16 protein-coding genes are annotated in these 17,507 nt (G+C 72.3%); 6 read left to right on the top strand and 10 right to left on the bottom strand.

Annotated features, from left to right (window positions below):
* Nucleotides 1–143 precede the first annotated feature (143 nt).
* The gene (locus tag ACIG5E_RS01555) at nucleotides 144–812 is read left to right on the top strand and encodes a lysophospholipid acyltransferase family protein (RefSeq protein ID WP_396530765.1); all 669 of its coding nucleotides are present in this window, start codon (nucleotides 144–146) and stop codon (nucleotides 810–812) included.
* Nucleotides 813–828: 16 nt separating this feature from the next.
* Here ACIG5E_RS01555 and ACIG5E_RS01550 read toward each other — a convergent pair whose 3' ends face one another.
* Together ACIG5E_RS01550 and ACIG5E_RS01545 are read right to left on the bottom strand one after the other, a co-directional pair.
* A complete protein-coding gene (locus ACIG5E_RS01550) occupies nucleotides 829–2,664 on the bottom strand; it encodes an ABC transporter ATP-binding protein (RefSeq protein WP_396530764.1) in 1,836 nt (611 codons plus the stop codon).
* Between the two features lie 190 nt (nucleotides 2,665–2,854).
* Nucleotides 2,855–3,628: an SDR family NAD(P)-dependent oxidoreductase gene (locus tag ACIG5E_RS01545; RefSeq protein WP_396530763.1), complete on the bottom strand. Its 774-nt coding sequence runs from the start codon at nucleotides 3,626–3,628 to the stop codon at nucleotides 2,855–2,857.
* Nucleotides 3,629–3,783: 155 nt separating this feature from the next.
* On the opposite strand from ACIG5E_RS01545, the gene ACIG5E_RS01540 reads away from it, so the two are divergent.
* Nucleotides 3,784–3,990: a hypothetical protein gene (locus ACIG5E_RS01540; RefSeq protein ID WP_396530762.1), complete on the top strand. Its 207-nt coding sequence runs from the start codon at nucleotides 3,784–3,786 to the stop codon at nucleotides 3,988–3,990.
* Between the two features lie 241 nt (nucleotides 3,991–4,231).
* Here ACIG5E_RS01540 and ACIG5E_RS01535 read toward each other — a convergent pair whose 3' ends face one another.
* Entirely contained in the window at nucleotides 4,232–4,912 is a 681-nt protein-coding gene (locus ACIG5E_RS01535; RefSeq protein WP_396530761.1) for a LysE family translocator, read from the bottom strand.
* A gap of 97 nt (nucleotides 4,913–5,009) precedes the next feature.
* On the opposite strand from ACIG5E_RS01535, the gene ACIG5E_RS01530 reads away from it, so the two are divergent.
* Nucleotides 5,010–6,335: a PLP-dependent aminotransferase family protein gene (locus ACIG5E_RS01530; protein WP_396530760.1), complete on the top strand. Its 1,326-nt coding sequence runs from the start codon at nucleotides 5,010–5,012 to the stop codon at nucleotides 6,333–6,335.
* Between the two features lie 86 nt (nucleotides 6,336–6,421).
* Here ACIG5E_RS01530 and ACIG5E_RS01525 read toward each other — a convergent pair whose 3' ends face one another.
* Genes ACIG5E_RS01525 through ACIG5E_RS01515 form a run of 3 tightly spaced genes read right to left on the bottom strand, consistent with a single transcriptional unit; the run spans nucleotide 6,422 to nucleotide 9,899 of the window.
* Nucleotides 6,422–7,327, bottom strand: a complete 906-nt coding sequence (locus ACIG5E_RS01525) for an SDR family oxidoreductase (protein ID WP_396530758.1) — start codon at nucleotides 7,325–7,327, stop codon at nucleotides 6,422–6,424.
* A complete protein-coding gene (locus ACIG5E_RS01520) occupies nucleotides 7,324–8,331 on the bottom strand; it encodes an alpha/beta fold hydrolase (RefSeq protein WP_396530757.1) in 1,008 nt (335 codons plus the stop codon). Before ACIG5E_RS01520 ends, ACIG5E_RS01525 begins: the two co-directional genes overlap by 4 nt.
* Complete coding sequence (locus ACIG5E_RS01515) at nucleotides 8,328–9,899, bottom strand: flavin-containing monooxygenase (RefSeq protein ID WP_396530756.1); 1,572 nt, start codon at nucleotides 9,897–9,899, stop codon at nucleotides 8,328–8,330. The genes ACIG5E_RS01520 and ACIG5E_RS01515 overlap by 4 nt, the downstream gene beginning before the upstream one ends.
* Nucleotides 9,900–10,123: 224 nt before the next feature.
* Here ACIG5E_RS01515 and ACIG5E_RS01510 point away from each other — a divergent pair, with 224 nt between their 5' ends.
* Both ACIG5E_RS01510 and ACIG5E_RS01505 read left to right on the top strand, forming a co-directional pair.
* A complete protein-coding gene (locus ACIG5E_RS01510; RefSeq protein WP_396530755.1) occupies nucleotides 10,124–10,912 on the top strand; it encodes a MerR family transcriptional regulator in 789 nt (262 codons plus the stop codon).
* A 146-nt stretch (nucleotides 10,913–11,058) separates the two neighbouring features.
* Nucleotides 11,059–11,457, top strand: a complete 399-nt coding sequence (locus ACIG5E_RS01505) for a hypothetical protein (RefSeq protein WP_396530754.1) — start codon at nucleotides 11,059–11,061, stop codon at nucleotides 11,455–11,457.
* Between the two features lie 117 nt (nucleotides 11,458–11,574).
* Here ACIG5E_RS01505 and ACIG5E_RS01500 read toward each other — a convergent pair whose 3' ends face one another.
* Complete coding sequence (locus ACIG5E_RS01500; protein WP_396530753.1) at nucleotides 11,575–12,240, bottom strand: NADPH-dependent F420 reductase; 666 nt, start codon at nucleotides 12,238–12,240, stop codon at nucleotides 11,575–11,577.
* 100 nt (nucleotides 12,241–12,340) lie between these two features.
* On the opposite strand from ACIG5E_RS01500, the gene ACIG5E_RS01495 reads away from it, so the two are divergent.
* Nucleotides 12,341–12,745, top strand: coding sequence for a winged helix-turn-helix transcriptional regulator (locus ACIG5E_RS01495; protein WP_396530752.1), 405 nt, complete (start codon nucleotides 12,341–12,343; stop codon nucleotides 12,743–12,745).
* Nucleotides 12,746–13,111: 366 nt separating this feature from the next.
* Here the strand turns inward: ACIG5E_RS01495 and ACIG5E_RS01490 are convergent, their stop codons facing one another.
* From ACIG5E_RS01490 to ACIG5E_RS01480, 3 genes are all read right to left on the bottom strand, one after another.
* A complete protein-coding gene (locus tag ACIG5E_RS01490; RefSeq protein ID WP_396531010.1) occupies nucleotides 13,112–14,707 on the bottom strand; it encodes a M4 family metallopeptidase in 1,596 nt (531 codons plus the stop codon).
* A gap of 552 nt (nucleotides 14,708–15,259) precedes the next feature.
* A complete protein-coding gene (locus ACIG5E_RS01485; RefSeq protein ID WP_396531009.1) occupies nucleotides 15,260–15,487 on the bottom strand; it encodes an NrdH-redoxin in 228 nt (75 codons plus the stop codon).
* Between the two features lie 34 nt (nucleotides 15,488–15,521).
* Nucleotides 15,522–17,450, bottom strand: coding sequence for a serine/threonine-protein kinase (locus ACIG5E_RS01480; protein ID WP_396530751.1), 1,929 nt, complete (start codon nucleotides 17,448–17,450; stop codon nucleotides 15,522–15,524).
* Between the last annotated feature and the right edge of the window lie 57 nt (nucleotides 17,451–17,507).

Genomic DNA, 17,507 nt, shown 5'->3' with positions numbered 1-17,507 from the left:
GTTCGGACGGCCGTACCCTACCCGGCCGTGGTGTGCGCCACGGTCTCCGGGAGTGGACGGGCGCCGGGGTGGGTGTCGTAGTCTGCGGGTCTGATTGCTGACCCGGGCGCCTCCCGGGCGGTCGTTCGTCCAGGGAGGGAACCGTGCTCGACCTCGCCACCAGGCTGGTGCTGAAACCCGTTTCGCGGGGGATCTGGCGCCCGGTCATCGAGGGCATCGAGAACGTGCCGCGCAAGGGCGGGGTGATCCTGGCCAGCAACCACCTGTCGTTCATCGACAGTGTGGTGATCCCGCTCACCGCCCCGCGCCGGGTGCACTTCCTCGCCAAGGCCGAGTACTTCACCGGCACCGGTCTCAAGGGCCGGGTCTCCAAGGGCTTCTTCGAGGCGATCGGCGCGGTGCCGGTCGAGCGCGGCACCTACCGTTCCGCTCAGGCCTCGCTGGAGTCGGCGCTGGAGATCCTGGAGGACGGCAAGGCCTTCGGCATCTACCCCGAGGGCACCCGGTCGCTGGACGGCCGGCTCTACCGCGGCAAGACCGGCGTCGCCTGGCTCGCGCTGACCGCGGGCGTTCCGGTGGTGCCGGTGGCGCTGGAGGGCCCGGAGCAGATCCTGCCGGTGGGCAAGCGCATCCCGCGGATCAAGAAGGTGACCGTCCGCTTCGGCGAGCCGCTGCACTTCGACGAGCTGCACGGGCAGGCCCGTGCGCTGAAGGCTCGTCGGCAGGTGACCGACGAGGTGATGGCGGCGATCCAGCGACTCTCCGGCCAGGAGGTCGTGGAGAGCTACAACGAGGTCCCGAAGGCGGCCTGACGGCCCTTCCGCCCGGTCACGCGTGACCGAGGGCGGCGTCCGACAGGGCCGCCGCCTCCGGCGCCTCCCGGCGCAGCAGCGCCGCGTACCGGCCGTCCAGTTCCACCAGCTCCTCGTGGGTGCCGAGTTCGACCACCTCGCCGTGGTCGAGCACGGCGATCTGGTCGGCGCAGCGGACGGTGGACAGCCGGTGCGCGATGGTGATGGTGGTGCGTCCGGCGGCCAGGGTGTCGACGGCCTGCTGGACGGCGCGTTCGGTGCGGTTGTCGAGCGCGCTGGTGGCCTCGTCCAGGATGAGCACCGGCGGGTTGCGCAGGATCGTACGGGCGAGCGCGAGGCGTTGCTTCTCGCCGCCGGAGAAGCGGTAGCCGCGTTCGCCGACCAGGGTGTCGTAGCCGTCCGGGAGGGCGGCGATGGTCTCGTGGATCTGCGCGGCCCGGGCGGCCTCGACCAGTTCGGCGTCGCCGGCGCCGGGTTTGGCGAAGCGCAGGTTCTCGGCGACCGAGGCGTGGAAGAGGTAGGTCTCCTGGGAGACCACGCCGACCGCGCGGGCCAGGGTGTCGAAGGACAGGTCGCGCACGTCCACGCCGTCCAGGGTGACCCGGCCGCCGGTGACGTCGTACAGCCGCGGCACCAGGTAGCTGAGGGTCGTCTTGCCCGAGCCGGTCTCGCCGACCACGGCCAGTGAGGTCCCGGCCGGGACCTTGAGTTCGACGCCGGCCAGGGTCGGGCGCTCCTGCTCGGGGTCGTAGCGGAAGTCGACGGCCTCGAAGCGGACCTCGCCGCGGATGTCGGCCAGGCTGACCGGTCGCGGCGGTTCGGCGATCTCCACCGGCAGGTCGAGGTACTCGAAGATGCGCTGGAAGAGCGCGAGCGAGGTCTGCACGTCCACGCCGGTGGAGAGCAGGCTGACGGTCGGGCGGAACAGGCCCTGCTGAAGGGTGACGAAGGCGACCAGGGTGCCGACCGAGACGATCGGCGCGCCAGCGGCGGAGGTCAGCCCGGCCGCCCAGTAGATCAGCGCGGGCATCGCGGCCATCACGATCTGGATGGTGTTCATCCGCCAGCGCCCGGCCATGCTGGCCCGCACCTCCAGGTCGGCGAGCCGGTCGGACTGCCCGGTGAACTCCCGGGCGAGCGAGTCGGAGCGGCCCATGGTGCGGCCGAGCAGGATGCCGCTGACCGACAGCGACTCCTGGACCGCCGAACTCATCGCGGCCAGCTGCCTCTGCCGCTCGGTCGTGATCTTCTTGCGCTCCTGACCGACCCGCCGGCTGATCCAGACGAACAGCGGGAGCAGGAACAGCGAGACGACGGTCAGCCGCCAGTCGAGGGCGACCATGGCGATGATCGAGGCGATCACCGCGGTGAGGTTGGAGACCAGGCTGGTCGCGGTGGACGTCACCGTGGACTGCATGCCGCCGATGTCGTTGGCGATCCGGGACTGCACCTCGCCGGTGCGGGTGCGGGTGAAGAAGGCCAGCGACTGCCGCTGGAGGTGGCCGTAGACGGAGGTGCGCAGGTCGTGCATGACCCGCTGGCCGACGGTGGTGGAGATCAGCGTCTGCAGCACGTTGAAGATGCTGTTCACCACGGCGGTGAGGATCATCCCGAGGGCGAGCAGGCTGAGCAGCCCGGTGCGGCCCTGCGGGATGGCGGTGTCCAGCACTGCCCTGAGCAGGAACGGCGAGACGACGGACACCACGGCGGAGGCGGCGACCAGCAGCCCGACGATGGTGAGGCGGCCCCGGTACGGGCGGAACAGCGCGAGGATGCGCCGCCACTGGGCCGGCGGGCGGGGATCGCCCTCGGCGCGCTCGGGCGGGGTCCAGTCGATGGCGGCGGGCCTCAAGAACGGGCCTCCCTGGATCGGGCGCGCGGGGGCGTGGCCGCGGCGGCGGGCATGGCGGTCGGTCGGGTTTCAGCATAGCGAGAGTAGCTCATAGTTAGGCAAGCTAATAGTGAGAGAGACTCTATTCCCACGCGCCATGCGATCCCCGGCCGACCGCCCAGGCCCCCGACCGCCCAGGCCTCCGGACGCCTCAGTTCGTCCGGTAGGTGCGCGCCGCCTTCGAGGAGAGGCCGCCGAGCTTGCCGGACGGCAGCACCCGGGCGATCGCCACGGCCAGCTTGTAGCGCTTGCCCGGCACGGACACCGAACGGCCGCGGGCGAGGTCACGCATCGCCTCGTTCACCACCCGCTCGGCCGACAGCCAGGACCAGGACGGGATGTTGCCGGTGCCCATGCCCGCCCGCTGGTGGAACTCGGTCCGGGTGAAGCCGGGACACAGTGCCATCATCCGCACGCCCGTCCCGCCGAGGTCACGCAGCACGCCCTGGGTGAAGCTCACCACCCACGCCTTGCTCGCCCCGTACGTGCCGCGCGGCAGGAAGGCCGCCACCGAGGCGACGTTCACGACCGCGCCCCGGCCGCGCTCGCGCATCCCCGGGAGAGCCGCCGTGGTCAGCCGCAGGACGGCCTCGATGTGCACCTTCAGCATGTCCAGCTCGTCCTGGAGCGGGACGGTCCCGAAGGCGCCCTTGTTGCCGAAGCCGGCGTTGTTGATCAGGAGGTCCACCGGGCGCTCGGCGTCGGCGAGCCGGGCCTCGACGGCGGCGATGCCCTCGTCGGTGGCGAGGTCGGCGGTCAGCACCTCCGCCTCGGTGCCGTACTCGGCGTGCAGGTCGGCACTGGCGCGCTCCAGGCGCTCGGTATCCCGGGCCACCAGGACGAGCCGGTAGCCGCTACGGGCGAGCCGGCGGGCGAACGCGGCTCCGATGCCGGCGGTCGCGCCGGTGATCAAGGCTGTGGTCATGCCCCCGACCGTACCGACTCACCGCGGCCACGCCCACACCCAGGGCAACGCCCCTGCTCAGGGGCGTGGATGGCGAGCAGTCGGTCGCATACATAGTGTCGACCCCGGGGCATCGCCCGACCGGGTGAGGACATCCGCACGAGGGGGCATTTCTGATGCTTACTCAGTTCCGGACCGAAATCGCTTCGACGTCACGCAGCGCGACGCTCGCCGAGGCCGGGACACTCGCGAGCCTGATGGTGGAGGACGAGGCCGTCATGTCCGACGCGCCCACGCACTCGCCCGAGGCCAACGGATCAGGGCTTCTGACGCTGGGGCTGCTGCTGTCGCCGAAGCCGCCGCAGGAGAAGCCGACCCGGTAGTCGGGCGGCCTGATCGCCGGGCCGGTCCGCCGATGCCGATCGGCCCGGCTCGGCCCGGCTCGGCCCGGCTCGGCCCGGCTCGGCCCGGCTCGGCTCGGCTCGGCACCAGGAGGACTCCGCGAATGCCGTTCTGGCCAACACCGCGCCGGCGTTGGACGGGCGCCTCGTCCAGGCGGGGTACGAGGTGCTGCGGGCGGCTGCCCGGGGCGATTGGGCCGCCACCACCTTAAGCCGCCACCACCTAGGCTGCCACCGCCTTGGCGCGGTCGGCGGCGATGCGCACCGCGAGCCCGGCGAGGACGGTGCCCATCACGTAGCGCTGGACGCGCAGCCAGGCCGGGCGGCGGTTGAGGAAGCCAGCGATGCTGCCCGCGCTCATCGCGATCAGGCCGTTCAGGCCGACCGCGATCACGATCTGGGTCAGGCCGAGCACCAGGCTCTGCACCGCGATGTGACCGCGCTCGGGCACCACGAACTGGGGCAGCAGCGAGATGTACATGATGGCGATCTTGGGGTTGAGCAGGCAAGTCAGGAAGCCCATCGCGAACAGGCGGCGCGGCGGGTCCGGGGGCAGCTGCTGCGGGGCGAAGACCGCGGTGCCACCGGGCTTGACCGCCTTCCAGGCCAGCCAGAGCAGGTAGCCGGCGCCGGCCAGCTTGATCGCCGTGTAGAGCACGGGTACCACCGAGAAGACCGCGGCCACGCCGGCCGTCACCGCGACCAGGTAGACCAGGAACGCGGCGGCGACGCCCGTCAGCGACACCAGTCCGGCACGGCGGCCCTGGGATATCGAGCGCGAGACCAGGTAGATCATGTTCGGCCCCGGCGACAGCACCATGCCCAGTGCCACGGCGGCGATGCCGAGCACGGCGTGGTCGTCCACGGCGTGCAGCGCGCCCGCGGCATTCATCAGCTCGTCCATGCGTCGAGGCTAGGGTGCGGGATGATCTCGATGCAATGATGACTTTGCACTCGGTGCAATGCTGTTCGGTACTGGTGGGTGAGGGGTTGGTTCCGCGGTGGACGACTACCGGCTGATCGCGGACGAGATCGCCGCCGACATCACCAGCGGACGGCTGCGGCCCGGCCAGCAGCTGCCCACCCAACGCGCCTTCGCCCGCCGCCGGGGCATCGCCGCCTCGACGGCAGGCCGGGTCTACCGCGAACTGGTCCGGCGCGGGCTGACCGTCGGCGAGGTCGGGCGGGGCACCTTCGTCCGGGCCGGGCGGTCCGGGGAGGACGGGCGGATCGCGCTCGCCGAACCGGCCACCGCGCCGATCGACCTGGAGCTCAACTACCCGAGCGCGCCTGGGCAGGCCGAACTGCTGGCCAGCGGGCTGGCGCCGCTGCTGCGGGCGGATGCGCTGGGCGAGGCGCTGCGACCGGTCGGCGCGGCCGGGACGCACGCGGCGCGGCAGGCCTTCGCCGGGCTGCTGGCGACGGGCGCGGGCGGCTGGGAGGTCGACGCGCGGGGGCTGTTGTTCGCCGGCAACGGACGGCAGGCCGTCGCGGGGGCGCTCGCCGCGCTGGTGCCGCCCGGACAGCGGCTCGGGGTCGAGGCGCTGACCTACCCGGTGGTCAAGGCAGTGGCGGGGCGGCTGGGCATCCGGCTGGTGCCGCTCGCGGTGGACGAACACGGGCTGCGGCCCGAAGCCGTGGCGGCGGCCCACCGGGCGGCGCCGCTGAGCGCGGTGTACGTCCAGCCCCGGCTGCAGAACCCGCTCGGCGCCAGCCTGCCGCCCGAGCGGGCGCTCGCGCTGGCGGAGGAGCTGCGCCGACTGGACCTGCCGGTGGTCGAGGACGCCATCTGGTCCTTCCTCCGCCCCGAGCTGGCGCCGCTCGCCGCGCTCGCACCGGAGCGGACGGTGCTGGTCGACAGCCTCTCCAAGCGGCTCGCGCCGGGGCTGACCACCGGGTTCGCGGTCGTGCCGGACGGGCTGCGCGAGCGGGTCGCGGGCGCACTGCGGACCGGCGGGTGGACGCCGAGCGGCTTCGCCCTGGAGGCGGCGGTGCGCTGGATCGGGGACGGGACGCTGGCGGCGGTGACGGCGGCGAAACGGATGGACGCGGCGGCGCGGCAGGCGCTGGCCCGGGAAGTGCTCGCGGGGCAGCGGCTGCGGGCGGACCCGTGCTCGTACTACCTGTGGTGGGAACTGCCGGGCACCTGGCGGGCGGAGACCTTCGTGGCCGCAGCGGCGCGGGCGGGGATCTCGGTGACGCCTGCGGCGGCCTTCGCGGTGGACCCGAGGAGCACGCCGTCCGCGGTGCGGGTGGGGCTGGCCTCGCCGCCACTGCCGGTACTGGCGTGGGCTTTGCGGGTGCTGGCGGGGATTGCGAATAGCTGACAGATGACAGCTGACAGATTTCAGACTTCGAAATCTGTCAGCTGTCATCTGTTCGCTGTCATCTGTTCGCCGTCAGCTGTCCGCCGTCAGCTGTCCGCCCCCGACCGGCTCCCCCGCGCCGCCGTGTCCGCGGCGCCGCCCGCCCCGACGGCGCGCAGGCGGGAGGCGGCGGTGGCCGCAAGCTGCGGGGCGAGCTTCGCCACGTCACGGGAGCCGACCACCGCGATCAGACTCGGCAGCAGCCAGCGCACCGGCTGCATGCCGCGTAGCCAGGTCTGGGCGTACACGTGGGCGGACCGCCGGGTGATGCCTGCGACGATCCGGTCCACCGCGGGCTCCAGCGGATAGGTCTTGTTGGCCGGCCACGGCAGCCGGCCGCGCATCTGCTTCAGCACGGTGTCCTCGTCGGCGCCGCGCACCATGTCGGTGTCGGTCCAACTCAGGTACCCCACACCGACCTTGACCCCCTGGTAGGCGACCTCGGCGCGGATCGAGTGGGCGAAGGCCTCCACCCCCGACTTGCTGGCGCAGTACGCGCTCATCAGCGGTGCGGGCGTCAGCGCGGCGAGCGAGGCGATCTGCAGCAGGTAGCCGCGGCTCTCGGTGAGTGCCGGCAGGAAGGCCCGCGCGGTGGCGACGCTGCCGAGCAGGTTGACCTCGATCACCCGGCTGAACGCCCGGTGGTCGCTGTCCGCCAGCGGTCCGCCGATCGCGATCCCGGCGTTGACGACCACGGTGTCGATCCGCCCGTAGTGCTCCTTGATCCGGTCGGCGGCATCAGTGAGCGCCTCCAGGTCGGTGACGTCCACCTCCCACGCGGTGGCAGCCGCGCCGCACTGCGCCGCGACGGCCTTCAGCTCCTCCGGCTCCAGGCCCAGCAGCGCGACCTTGGCTCCGCGCCGGGCCAGCTTGCGGGCCAGCGAGGCACCGACCCCGCGGGCGGCCCCCGTGACGACGACGACCTGCGCGGACAACGGCGGGATGGCGTTCATGCGACGGTGGTCCTCTCGGCAACGGGAGCGGGGACGGGAGCAGTGGCGGGAGCGACGTCGGGAGCGGTGGCGGAAACAGCAACGGAGGCGGCGCCGGCCAGGTGTGCGACGGCCATCCGGTGGATCTCGGCGGCGACCTCCGCCGGCCGCTCCAGCGGCGCCATGTGCCCGACCCCCGGCAGCAGCAACAGCCCCTGCGGGTCGGCGAGTTCGGCGACCATCCGGTGGGCGTGCACCGGTGGCGTCAGCCGGTCCGCGGTACCCACCACCACGGCGGTGGGGGCGGTGATCCGGCCGAGCCCGGCCCGTACGTCCAGCCGGTCGAGCACCCCGGCCCAGTGGAAGCGGACCGCGGCAGGGCAGGCGTGCACGATCCGGGCCGTCGCCTCGACCTGACCGGCGGGTGAACTCGGCCCCATGGTCGCGTACTTGAGCGCGGCGCGACTGACCGCCGAGACCGGGCCGAGCGGCATCCGGGAGCGCAGCAGCTGCCGGTGCAGGAAGCGCCGCAGGCCGGGGGCGCGGACGGCGTCCGGCAGGACGGTGAGTTCGGCGACCAACTCGCTCGGGCCGGTGGAGATCAGGACGTTGGCGGCGGTGCGCTCGGCGACCTCGGGTCGGCCGCCGGCGGCCATGATGGTCATCCCGCCCATGCTGTGCCCGGCCAGCACCGCCCGCTCCCCCGCCGGAACGGTCCGGGCAAGCACGGCGGCCAGATCCTCGGCGAGCGCCCGGGTGGAGTAGCGGGCCCGGCTGGGCGGGATCTCGCTGTGCCCGTGGCCGCGCTGATCGTAGGCCACCACCCGGTAGCGGTCGCCGAGTTGGCGGATCACCGGGGCCCAGAACGCGGTCGAGCAGGTCCAGCCGTGGGAGAGCACCACGGTGGGCGCACCGGGCTGGCCGTGCACCTCGACGTGCAGCCGGATGCCGTCCGCCGAGCGGATGCTCAACTCCTCGACGGGCGTGAGCGGTACGTACTCGGCGGGGAGCTGGACGGAACTCATGCGCTGGCCTCCTGGACGGTACGGGCGGTGGTCGGGGCGGTGCGCATGATCAGCTCGTACTCACCGAGGTCGACCTTGCGGGTGGCGCGCCGGAAGGAGGTCGTGGAGCCGGGCCAGAGCACGGTGTTCTTGCCGCTCGGGTCCAGGTACCAGCTGCGGCAGCCGCCGGTGGTCCAGACGGTGCGGTCCATCCGGTGCTGCAGTTCCAGGTTCCACTGCCGCTGGGCGCGGACGGTGGGCTGCATGGCGGCGGCGCCGACCGTGTCGAGCGTGGTCAACGCGTCGACCATGTAGTTCAGTTGGGACTCGATCATGAGGATCATCGAGCTGTTGCCGAGGCCGGTGTTGGGGCCGATCACGAAGAAGAGGTTGGGGAAGCCGTGCACGGTCGAGCCGCGCAGCGCTTCCATGCCGTCCTTCCACTCCTCCGCCAGGCTCGTCCCGTTCGCCCCGAACACCCGGGCGCCGATGGGCATGTCGGTGACGTGGAAGCCGGTGCCGAAGACGATGGCGTCCACCTCGTGCTCGCTGCCGTCGGCGGCGACCAGGGTGGAGCCGCGCAGTTCGCGCAGGCCGGAGGAGACGACCTCGGTATTGGCGGCGGCGAGCGCGGGGTAGTAGGTGTTGCTGAGCAGGATGCGCTTGCAGCCGATCCGGTAGTCCGGGGTGAGCTTGGCGCGCAGTGCCGGGTCGGCGACGCCCTGGGCGATGTGGCGTTCGGCGAGCCGCTGGACGAGGCGCAGCAGTCCGGGGCGGCGCACGAAGGCGTCCACCTGGAGCTCGCGGAGCGCGAACAGGGTACCCCGGCGGAGCTTGGCGGTGACCGGCAACCGGCCGTGCAGCCACTTCTCCAGCTGGGTGATCTCCCGGTCGCGGCGCGGCAGGACCCAGGCCGGGGTGCGCTGGAAGACCGTCAGCTTGCCGGCCTTCGGCTGGATCGACGGGATGATCTGGGCTGCGGAGGCGCCGGTGCCGACCATGGCGACGCGCTTGCCGGTCAGGTCGTAGTAGTGGTCCCAGCGGGAGGAGTGGAACACCTTGCCGGGGAAGGTGCTCAGGCCGGGCAGGTCGGGGATCTGCGGGTCGGCGAGCGGTCCGGCGGCGGAGACGACGGCGTCGGCGGTCCACTGGCCGGCCGAGGTGGTGATCCGCCAGCGGGTCTGCTCACTCTCCCAACGCGCCTCCAGCACTTCGGTGTTGAAGCGCAGGTGCGGGCGGAGGCCGAAGACGGTGGCGACCTTCTCCAGGTAGGCGCGGATGTCCGGCTGGCCGGAGAAGCTGCGCGGCCAGTCGGGGTTGGGCGCGAAGGAGAAGGAGTAGAGGTGCGAGGGCACGTCGCAGGCGCAGCCGGGATAGCTGTTGTCGCGCCAGGTGCCGCCGACGGAGTCCGCGCGTTCCAGGACGACGAAGTCGGTGATCCCGGCGCGGCGCAGGCGGACGGCCGCTCCGAGGCCGCCGAAGCCGGAGCCGATCACCGCCACCCGCACGTGCGGTACGGCCTCCACCGCAGCACTGGTGTCGGTAGCTGCGGACGTGCCGGAGCGGGGGCGCTTGCTGCTGGATGCCATGCGGCCTCCTCCTGAAGGGTGGGGCGGTGGTCGTCACGCTCTTCCGGGGGCCGCGGCCCGGAACCTCCCGGGACCGTCCTCGGAACCCTGCCAATCGCGCCAGTAATCACTGGCATGATTGGCAGGGTAGCCCTTGCTGACACCGGATGGAAGAAGCGCGACAGCCCTGATTCACCGGAAGTTCCCGGACTTCCCGGAGGCTCCCCCGCCGAGGTGACGGACCTATGCTGATCGCCGTGGACAAGGTCAGAGCTGCTGCGGGCGACAGAAAACGCGAGTACCGGGTGGAGGAACTGGCCGAAGCGGCCGGGATCACCACCCGCACCCTGCGCTTCTACCGCGAGCGCAAACTGCTCCAACCGCCCCGCAAGGAGGGCCGGATCGCCTGGTACGGCGAGGAGCACCTGGCCCGGCTGCGGATGATCGGCGAACTGCTCGAACGCGGCCACACCCTGGGCGGGATCGCCGAACTGATCGGCGCCGGCGAGAGCGGCCGGGACGTCGCCGGACTGATCGGGCTGGAGGCCGCGATCGTCGCCCCCTGGTCGGACGAGACCCCGGTGCGGCTGGAATGGGAGGAGCTGAGGACCGCGTTCGGGGACCAGCTCACCGAGGAGAACACCGCCGAGGCGATCGCCCAGGGCTACATCTCGATCGAGGACGACGGGATCACCCACGTCAGCCGGCGGCTAATGGACGCCACCACCGAACTGGTCGCCGAGGGCGTGCCGCTCGCGGCCGTACTGGACGCCAGCCGGCGCACCCGGGAGCACGTCGACGCCATCGCCGAGATCTTCATCGAGGTGGTCAGCGAGCACCTGCTCAGCGCACTCTCCGGCGACACCCCGCTACCGCCCGGCGAGGCGGCCCGGCTCACCGAGCGCATCCTGCGGGTCCGGCCGCTCGCCCGTACCGTCGCCGACGCCCAGTTCACCCTCGCGATGGACCGCCGGGTGCGGGCCGAGTACGCCGAACTGCTGCGCCAGCGACGGGAGTACGGCTCCGAGGCGTAGCGGGGCTGCCGGGCGGGCAGAGTTCCCGCGCCCCGTCCGGCCGTCGGCGGCGCCTGCTCCACTCGCGGCAGATGACCGCCCGGGGAGGTGACCGCCCGGGGAGGTGTCCGTCCGTTGGAGGTGTCCGTCCATTGGAGGAGTTGCCGATGCCCCGAAGCCTCAGCCGCCGTGCCGCGCTCGGCCTCGCCGCCGGGCTCGCCCTGGGCCTGGCCCTCGCCGCCTGCGGGTCCGGCTCCCCCGCGCCGGGCGGCGGTGCATCCGCCTCGGGCGGCACCCGGACGGTCAAGCACGCGCGCGGCGAGAGCACGGTGCCGGCCCGGGCGAGCCGGATGGTGGCGCTGGACACGGACGCCCTGGACTCGATGGTCACCCTCGGGCTGAGCCCGGTCGGCGCCACCACGGTCAGCGAGGGCGCGCTGTGGAAGAACCTCGACGCCGTCCGCAACGGCCGGGTGTACCAGGTGGACGACAACCTGTGGATGCTCGGCATCGGCTACACCGGGGCGGGGCCGATCCTGGACCAGATCCGCAAGGACCTGGCGTGACGGCGGATGGGTGAGGATGACGGATAACGGCTGACGGGTAACAGATGACAGAGAACAGATTTCATCATCTGTCATCCGTCAGCTGTTGTCTGTCAGCCGTTCCCCGCCCCCGCCCCCCTACTCCGCGTCGTCCACCGCCCCCGGCGCCAACGCCGGCGACGGGAAGACGTGCCGAGCCTCGCCGCCCGACCACCACACCCCGATCGCGAACACCGCCGCCGCCTCCAGCAGCCCAGCGCGGTCGAGGCCGCCGCAGTGCACCGGCACGCAGCCCATCGAGCCCACCAGATCAGCGGTCAGGTCCGCGGCAACCCGGTCGTCCGCGCAGTACGGAACCCCGAGCGGCGCGCCCTCGAAGCTCGGCCGCGGCAGCGACCAGATGCTCTCGTGGCAGATGCCGAACACCTTGGCCACCCGCGCCGCCGGAGCCGCCGAGGCGAGCTGCCGGGCGATGGAGTCCGCGGCTCCCGCCGTGGTCAGCGCCGGTCCGTCCGCGCCTGGCGCCATCGGCACGGTGCAGTCCAGCAGCACCCGCCCGGCCAGTTCACCGGCCAGTGCCCCGACCACCGGCACCGCCGCCCCGGCCGGCAGCGCGACCAGCACCGCCTCCCCGAACCGCGCGGCCTCCGCAGGCTCTCCGCCACCCGCGGCCCCGATCTCCGCGGCGAGCTTGCGAGCCGCCGCCACGTCACGCCCGCCCACCCGTACCTCGTGCCCGGCCCGCACCCACGCCCCGCCGAGCGCGGCCGCCATGGAGCCCGTACCGAGAATGCCGATCCGCATGGTCCATCCACTCCTCATCACGTCCGATGTCGTGTGCTCCGGACGCTAGACGGACCGATGCACACCGCCCGGTACGCAACGGATCGGGCAGGATGGACGCATGCGGACCGAGGACGTCATCGAGAACCGAACGGACGACGACCTGGGCGGCGGGCTGTTCGCCGCGGACTGTCGCGCCCGGCTGGCCTTCGAGGTGATCGCCAATCGCTGGGACAGCGTGGTGGTGTACGTCCTCGGCGAGCGGGGGCCGATGCGCCCCCGGGCCCTGCTGGACCGGATCGGCGGCCTCAGCCCGAAGGTGCTCAACGAGACGCTGCGCCGGCTGGAGTACAACGGCCTGGTGGAGCGCCGCCGCTACGCCGAGGCCCCGCCGCGCGTCGACTACACCCTGACCGAGGCGGGCACCGCCCTGATCGGCCCGATCCGCGCCCTCGGCGCCTGGGCCGCCGTCCACGGCGATGCGGTCCTGGCGGCGCAGGACCGGCATGATGGCAAACCGAATTGATGCTCTGTCAGAGTCGCCTGCCACTCTGGTCGTGCACCCATGACAACCGGAGGGTCCGGCTGCGGAACCTGCTGGCGGCGGACCAGGCGCCCGAGCTGGTCGAGCCCGCCCCGGTGGCAGCGCCCGCCACGGGGGTGCGGGCGCTACTCACGGTCCGGGTCCCGGACCTGACCGGCCGGATCCCGTCCGACCAGTGCGCCCCGACACTACGACGCACACACATGACGGCGGGGGCAACGGTGGTCCGCACACCGTTGCCCCCGCCGTCAGACCCGGCCGTTCGGCACCCACAGTCCGGCCGGTCCCTGCCCGGACGCGCCCCGGGCGGGCCTGCCCAACTCAGGCCCGGCCCGGTTCAGGCCCGAGTCAGTTGACGTTGACCGCGGTCCAGGTGGCCGCGACCGCGTTGTACTCGGCGCTGTTCGCGCCGTACAGGTCCGACGCCGCACTGAGGGTGGCCGCACGGGCGCCCGCGTAGTCGGTCGTCGAGGTGAAGTACGTGGTCAGCGCGCGGTACCAGATCTGCGCGGCCTTGTCCCGGCCGATGCCCGCGAGCGAAGAGCCGTCGGCCGTCGGGCTGTTGTAGTTGAACCCGTTGATCGTCTTCGCACCGCTGCCCTCGGACAGCAGGTAGAAGAAGTGGTTCGCCACTCCGGACGAGTAGTGCACGTCCAGGTTGCCGACGTTCGCGTCCCAGTAGTCCGCCGAGGAGCCGTCCTTGCTCGGCTGGTCCATGTAGCGCAGCGGGCTGCCGTCGCCGCGCAGGTTGATCAGCTCGCCGATCCAGTAGTTCGGCGGGTTGGAGGGCAGGTTGGCGTACCACTCGACCATCGTGCCCATGATGTCCGAGGTCGCCTCGTTGAGGCCGCCGGACTCGCCCGAGTAGTTGAGCGCGGCCGTGGCCGCGGTGACGCCGTGGCTCATCTCGTGGCCGGCCACGTCGATCTCGGTGAGCGGCGCGCTGTTGTTGTTGCCGTCGCCGTACGACATGCAGAAGCAGTCGTCGCTCCAGAACGCGTTCACGTAGTTGGAGCCGTAGTGCACCCGGCTGAGGGCGCCGACACCGTCGTTGCGGATGCCGTTGCGGTTGAAGGTGTTCTTGTAGAAGTCCCAGGTGGTGGCGGCACCGAACTGGGCGTCCACCGCGGCGGATTCGCGGCTGTTGTTGGTGCCGTCACCGAAGCTGTTGCTGGTGTTGGCGAACAGCGACCCGCTGCCCGACTCGCTGTTGCTCATGTCGGTGGTGGACTGGCCGCCGCGGCTGGTGTCCTTGAGCTCGAACTGCGAGCCGTTCGCGTTGGTGTTGAGCGGGACCTGGCCGACGAAGATGCCCTTGCCGGTGCCGGCGGCGGTCTCGATCTTCTCGTGGGTGGAGAGGACCTGGCCGCTGGCCGCGTCGGTGACGAGGATCTGCGCGCTCGGGGTGCCGTCGGCGCGGGTGCCCTCGACGGTGGTCCGGTAGGCCAGCCGCGGGTTGCCGTCGGTGGCCCAGACGACCAGCTGGGCCTGGCCGGTCTGGTGGACGTCGATCAGCGGGGACTCGTCGGAGTCGATGGTCTGACCGACGGTGGCCTTGACCGCGCCGGAGGCCTGGTCGGCGGCCTTGTCCGCCGGGATCTTCGGGGTCAGGCTCGGCAGCGCGATCTTGGCGGAGACCGCCTTGTCGACCGACTTCACCGCGCCGTCCGCCTTCTGGTGGACGACCAGGTCGCCGCCGATGACCGGCAGGCCGGCGTAGGTGCGCTCGAAGCGCAGGTGCCGGGTGCCGTCCTTGTCGATGACGGCGTCCTTGGCCACCAGCTTCTCCTGGCCGCCGAGGCCGAGCGCCTGGGCCAGCGGGGCGGACTGGCCGTTGGCCACCGCGAGCACGGCCTCGTGCTGCTGGGCGGCCTGCGCCTGCAGCGAGGGGGCCGCGGGGGTGGCCTGGGCGGTGGTGGCAACCTGGATCACACCGGTCAACATGGCCGTGGCCGAGAGTACGGCGACAGCAGCGAGCTTTCGCTTCACGTACGAGTCCTTCCGGGAAACCGCGTGTGGGCGCGGTCGCACCGCGTCCCGGGGGCCGGGGTCGGCACCTGTGGGGCGGGACGGGCGCTGACGTGCTGAAACCCCGTGCGGTCGAGCGGCTCGCCACCGAGGGGTGGGGGTGGGGGCTACCGCTGGGGGATGACCAGAAGCATGACAATCCATCAGGTGAAATGACAGGTCTGCCTCAGTTATTGGCCAGGTCTCGCCAGTTGGTAAAGGGAGTCAAGTGACGGTCAAATCGGGGCAACCCACCCCACCTTGCAGTGGGTTCCGACCCGAACCGCGGCCGACCGCCTGCGCCGACGGCTGATCGGCCACCGGGCGCCGATCCGGTGATCGATATCGATCAGCGGACGATCGACTTTTACAACTCTGTAGAACTTTCCATACATACCCTTGACACCCAGGTGGCGAGGTCCCGCCACCGGCCACCCTTGCCCGGCGGGCGACGATCTGATATCGCCGACCGCCCAGGTGAGCGACCGCTTACTCGCCGTATTCCCTTGCGGCGTCCAGCACTTGGCGCAGCGAGGGGTTCACCATCGGACGGCCGGCCACGGTGACCGTCGGGACGGTCTCATTCCCGTCCGCGACCGAGCGGACGAAGGCGGCGGCGTCCGGGTCCTTCCAGATGTTCACCCGGGTGAAGCGCCGGCTGTAGCGGAGCCGGGTGAAGAGCAGGCCGAAGCGCAGCTTCATGCAGTAGCTGCACAGTGGGCGCCACTAGACACCACGTCGTCGTCCCGCGTCATTGCAGCCGCCATTCCTGGGCCGTGTTTCCGGGCGTGCACGCGACCATGGTGAGGTCGTTACCGGGCCCGTTGTCCGTCATGCAGGACTGGTTCTGGTAGTCGGCCAACGTGTACGAGCCGGCGGTGCTCCCGTTGCGGACCGTCCATCTGGTGAGGAAGCTGAACCCGTTGCTCAGCACGACCTTGCCGTCCATGGTCTGGACGAGCTGCGGGCCGCCGTTGTTGCAGGCGTTGAACAGGATCCAGCTGCCGGGGTCGGTGGAGCGCACCCAGCCGTACTGCGCGGCGCCGCCGAGGACGATCGGGTTGTCACCGTTCAGGTTGTCGTTGCGCATCCCGATCGGACGGCCGTCCTTCACGCTGACAATGGTGCTCCAGCTGTCGCCGCCGCAGGAGGCGGGCCGGCCGGAGGCCGGTGGGGCGGGCTGGTTGCCAGCGGACGACGAACTGCTGGAAGTGCCGCCCTGGGAGGTGGAGTTGCCGGGCTTGGCGGGCGGCTGGTTCGCCGCGCCGCCCCCGCCCGCGGGCTGGTTGGCCTGGCCGCCCGAGGAGCCGCCGGAGGCGCCACCGGGCGCCGCGCCGCCGCCGTTCGAGCCCCCGCCGTTCGAGCCGCCGCCGTTCGAGCCCCCGCCGCCGTGTCCCTGGGCCCCGCCGTTCCCGCCCTGGACCGGAACCGGTACGGGCGGCTGGTCGGCGGCCGAAGTGGCCGACGAGGTGTCGGTCGGCTGCGGCGTCGCGGACGCGGGGGTGGTGGCGGCCGGGGTGGTGGTGCCCGGGGCCGCCGGGACGGTCACCACCACGGTCGGCTGGGCGGCGGGCGGCACCGCTGCGGTGGAGTCGCCGGGGCTGCGGTCGATCAGCAGCGCGGTCGCGGTGCCCATCGAGATGACGACCGGGACGACGATCGGCAGCAGCAGGGTGCGGCGCGAGCGGCGCTTGCCCGGCTCGGTGTCCGCGTGCGGGTCCACCTTCACCACCTGGTCCGGCGCGCCCGGAGCCCCCACGGGCACGGGTGCCGCCCCCGCCCCCGTGCCCGGCCGCAGGTCGATCGTCCCGCTGTCCGCCGCCTTCCGCGCCGCCCCCGGCAGGCCGATCGCCACGCGGGCCGCCGCCGCCATCCCGGCGGCGCTCTCGAAACGGTCCTCGGGCCGCTTGGCCAGCGCGGTGGCGACCAGCGCCCGTACGGCCGCCGGGAAGGTCTCCGGCAGTTCCGGCACCGGCTGGTTGACGTGCTTGAGCGCGACCTGCAGCGGCCCCTCCCCCAGGTACGGCACCTGCCCGGCCAGCAGCTCGTAGCAGACCACGCCGATCGAGTAGAGGTCGGATGCCGGGCCGGTGGTCTCCCCCGAGGCCTGCTCGGGGGACATGTAGGCCGCGGTGCCGATGATCGCGTACGGCGCGGTGAGCTTGGTGCTGGCGACGGCCCGGGCGATGCCGAAGTCGGTGATGACCACCCCGCCGTCCTCGCGCACCATCAGGTTGGAGGGCTTGAGGTCCCGGTGCACGATCCCGCGCCGGTGGGCGGCGTGCAGCGCATCCAGGGCCTCGGCGAGCAGACCGAGGGCGCGCTCGGCGCTCATCGGGCCGTCCTCCTTGAGCACCTGGTTCAGCGGACGGCCCTCGATCAGGTCCATCACGATGTACGCGCAGCGCTCGTCGCCGTCCCCGCCGTCCCCGCCGCCGCTCTCGCCGTAGTCGTGCACGTCCACGATGCCGGGGTGGTCGATCGCGGCGACCAGCTGGGCCTCGCGGCGGAAGCGCTGGACGGCGGTGTCGTCCTCGAACAGGTCCGCGCGCAGGATCTTGACGGCGACCGGCCGTGCCAGCACCTCGTCCTCGGCCCGCCAGACCGCGCCCATCCCCCCGCCGCCGACCTTCTCGACCAGCGTGTACCGCCCGCCGAGCACGGTGCCCGCGTTACTCATCCGCCCTGCCCCCAGGTGTCATGACCCGCCCCGCCGGGTTGTCGGCACACAGTGTGC

Source organism: Kitasatospora sp. NPDC053057 (assembly GCF_044546945.1).
Taxonomy (GTDB): Bacteria; Actinomycetota; Actinomycetes; order Streptomycetales; family Streptomycetaceae; genus Kitasatospora.
This window is presented reverse-complemented; position numbering and strand designations above follow the sequence as displayed.

Bases quoted from the DNA above. Each gene is read 5' to 3' on its own strand.
- ACIG5E_RS01545 (WP_396530763.1), bottom strand. From the start codon at position 3,628: ATGACCACAGCCTTGATCACCGGCGCGACCGCCGGCATCGGAGCCGCG.
- ACIG5E_RS01540 (WP_396530762.1), top strand. From the start codon at position 3,784: ATGCTTACTCAGTTCCGGACCGAAATCGCTTCGACGTCACGCAGCGCG.
- ACIG5E_RS01535 (WP_396530761.1), bottom strand. From the start codon at position 4,912: ATGGACGAGCTGATGAATGCCGCGGGCGCGCTGCACGCCGTGGACGAC.
- ACIG5E_RS01525 (WP_396530758.1), bottom strand. From the start codon at position 7,327: ATGAACGCCATCCCGCCGTTGTCCGCGCAGGTCGTCGTCGTCACGGGG.
- ACIG5E_RS01520 (WP_396530757.1), bottom strand. From the start codon at position 8,331: ATGAGTTCCGTCCAGCTCCCCGCCGAGTACGTACCGCTCACGCCCGTC.
- ACIG5E_RS01515 (WP_396530756.1), bottom strand. From the start codon at position 9,899: ATGGCATCCAGCAGCAAGCGCCCCCGCTCCGGCACGTCCGCAGCTACC.
- ACIG5E_RS01510 (WP_396530755.1), top strand. From the start codon at position 10,124: ATGCTGATCGCCGTGGACAAGGTCAGAGCTGCTGCGGGCGACAGAAAA.
- ACIG5E_RS01505 (WP_396530754.1), top strand. From the start codon at position 11,059: ATGCCCCGAAGCCTCAGCCGCCGTGCCGCGCTCGGCCTCGCCGCCGGG.
- ACIG5E_RS01500 (WP_396530753.1), bottom strand. From the start codon at position 12,240: ATGCGGATCGGCATTCTCGGTACGGGCTCCATGGCGGCCGCGCTCGGC.
- ACIG5E_RS01495 (WP_396530752.1), top strand. From the start codon at position 12,341: ATGCGGACCGAGGACGTCATCGAGAACCGAACGGACGACGACCTGGGC.
- ACIG5E_RS01490 (WP_396531010.1), bottom strand. From the start codon at position 14,707: ATGTTGACCGGTGTGATCCAGGTTGCCACCACCGCCCAGGCCACCCCC.
- ACIG5E_RS01480 (WP_396530751.1), bottom strand. From the start codon at position 17,450: ATGAGTAACGCGGGCACCGTGCTCGGCGGGCGGTACACGCTGGTCGAG.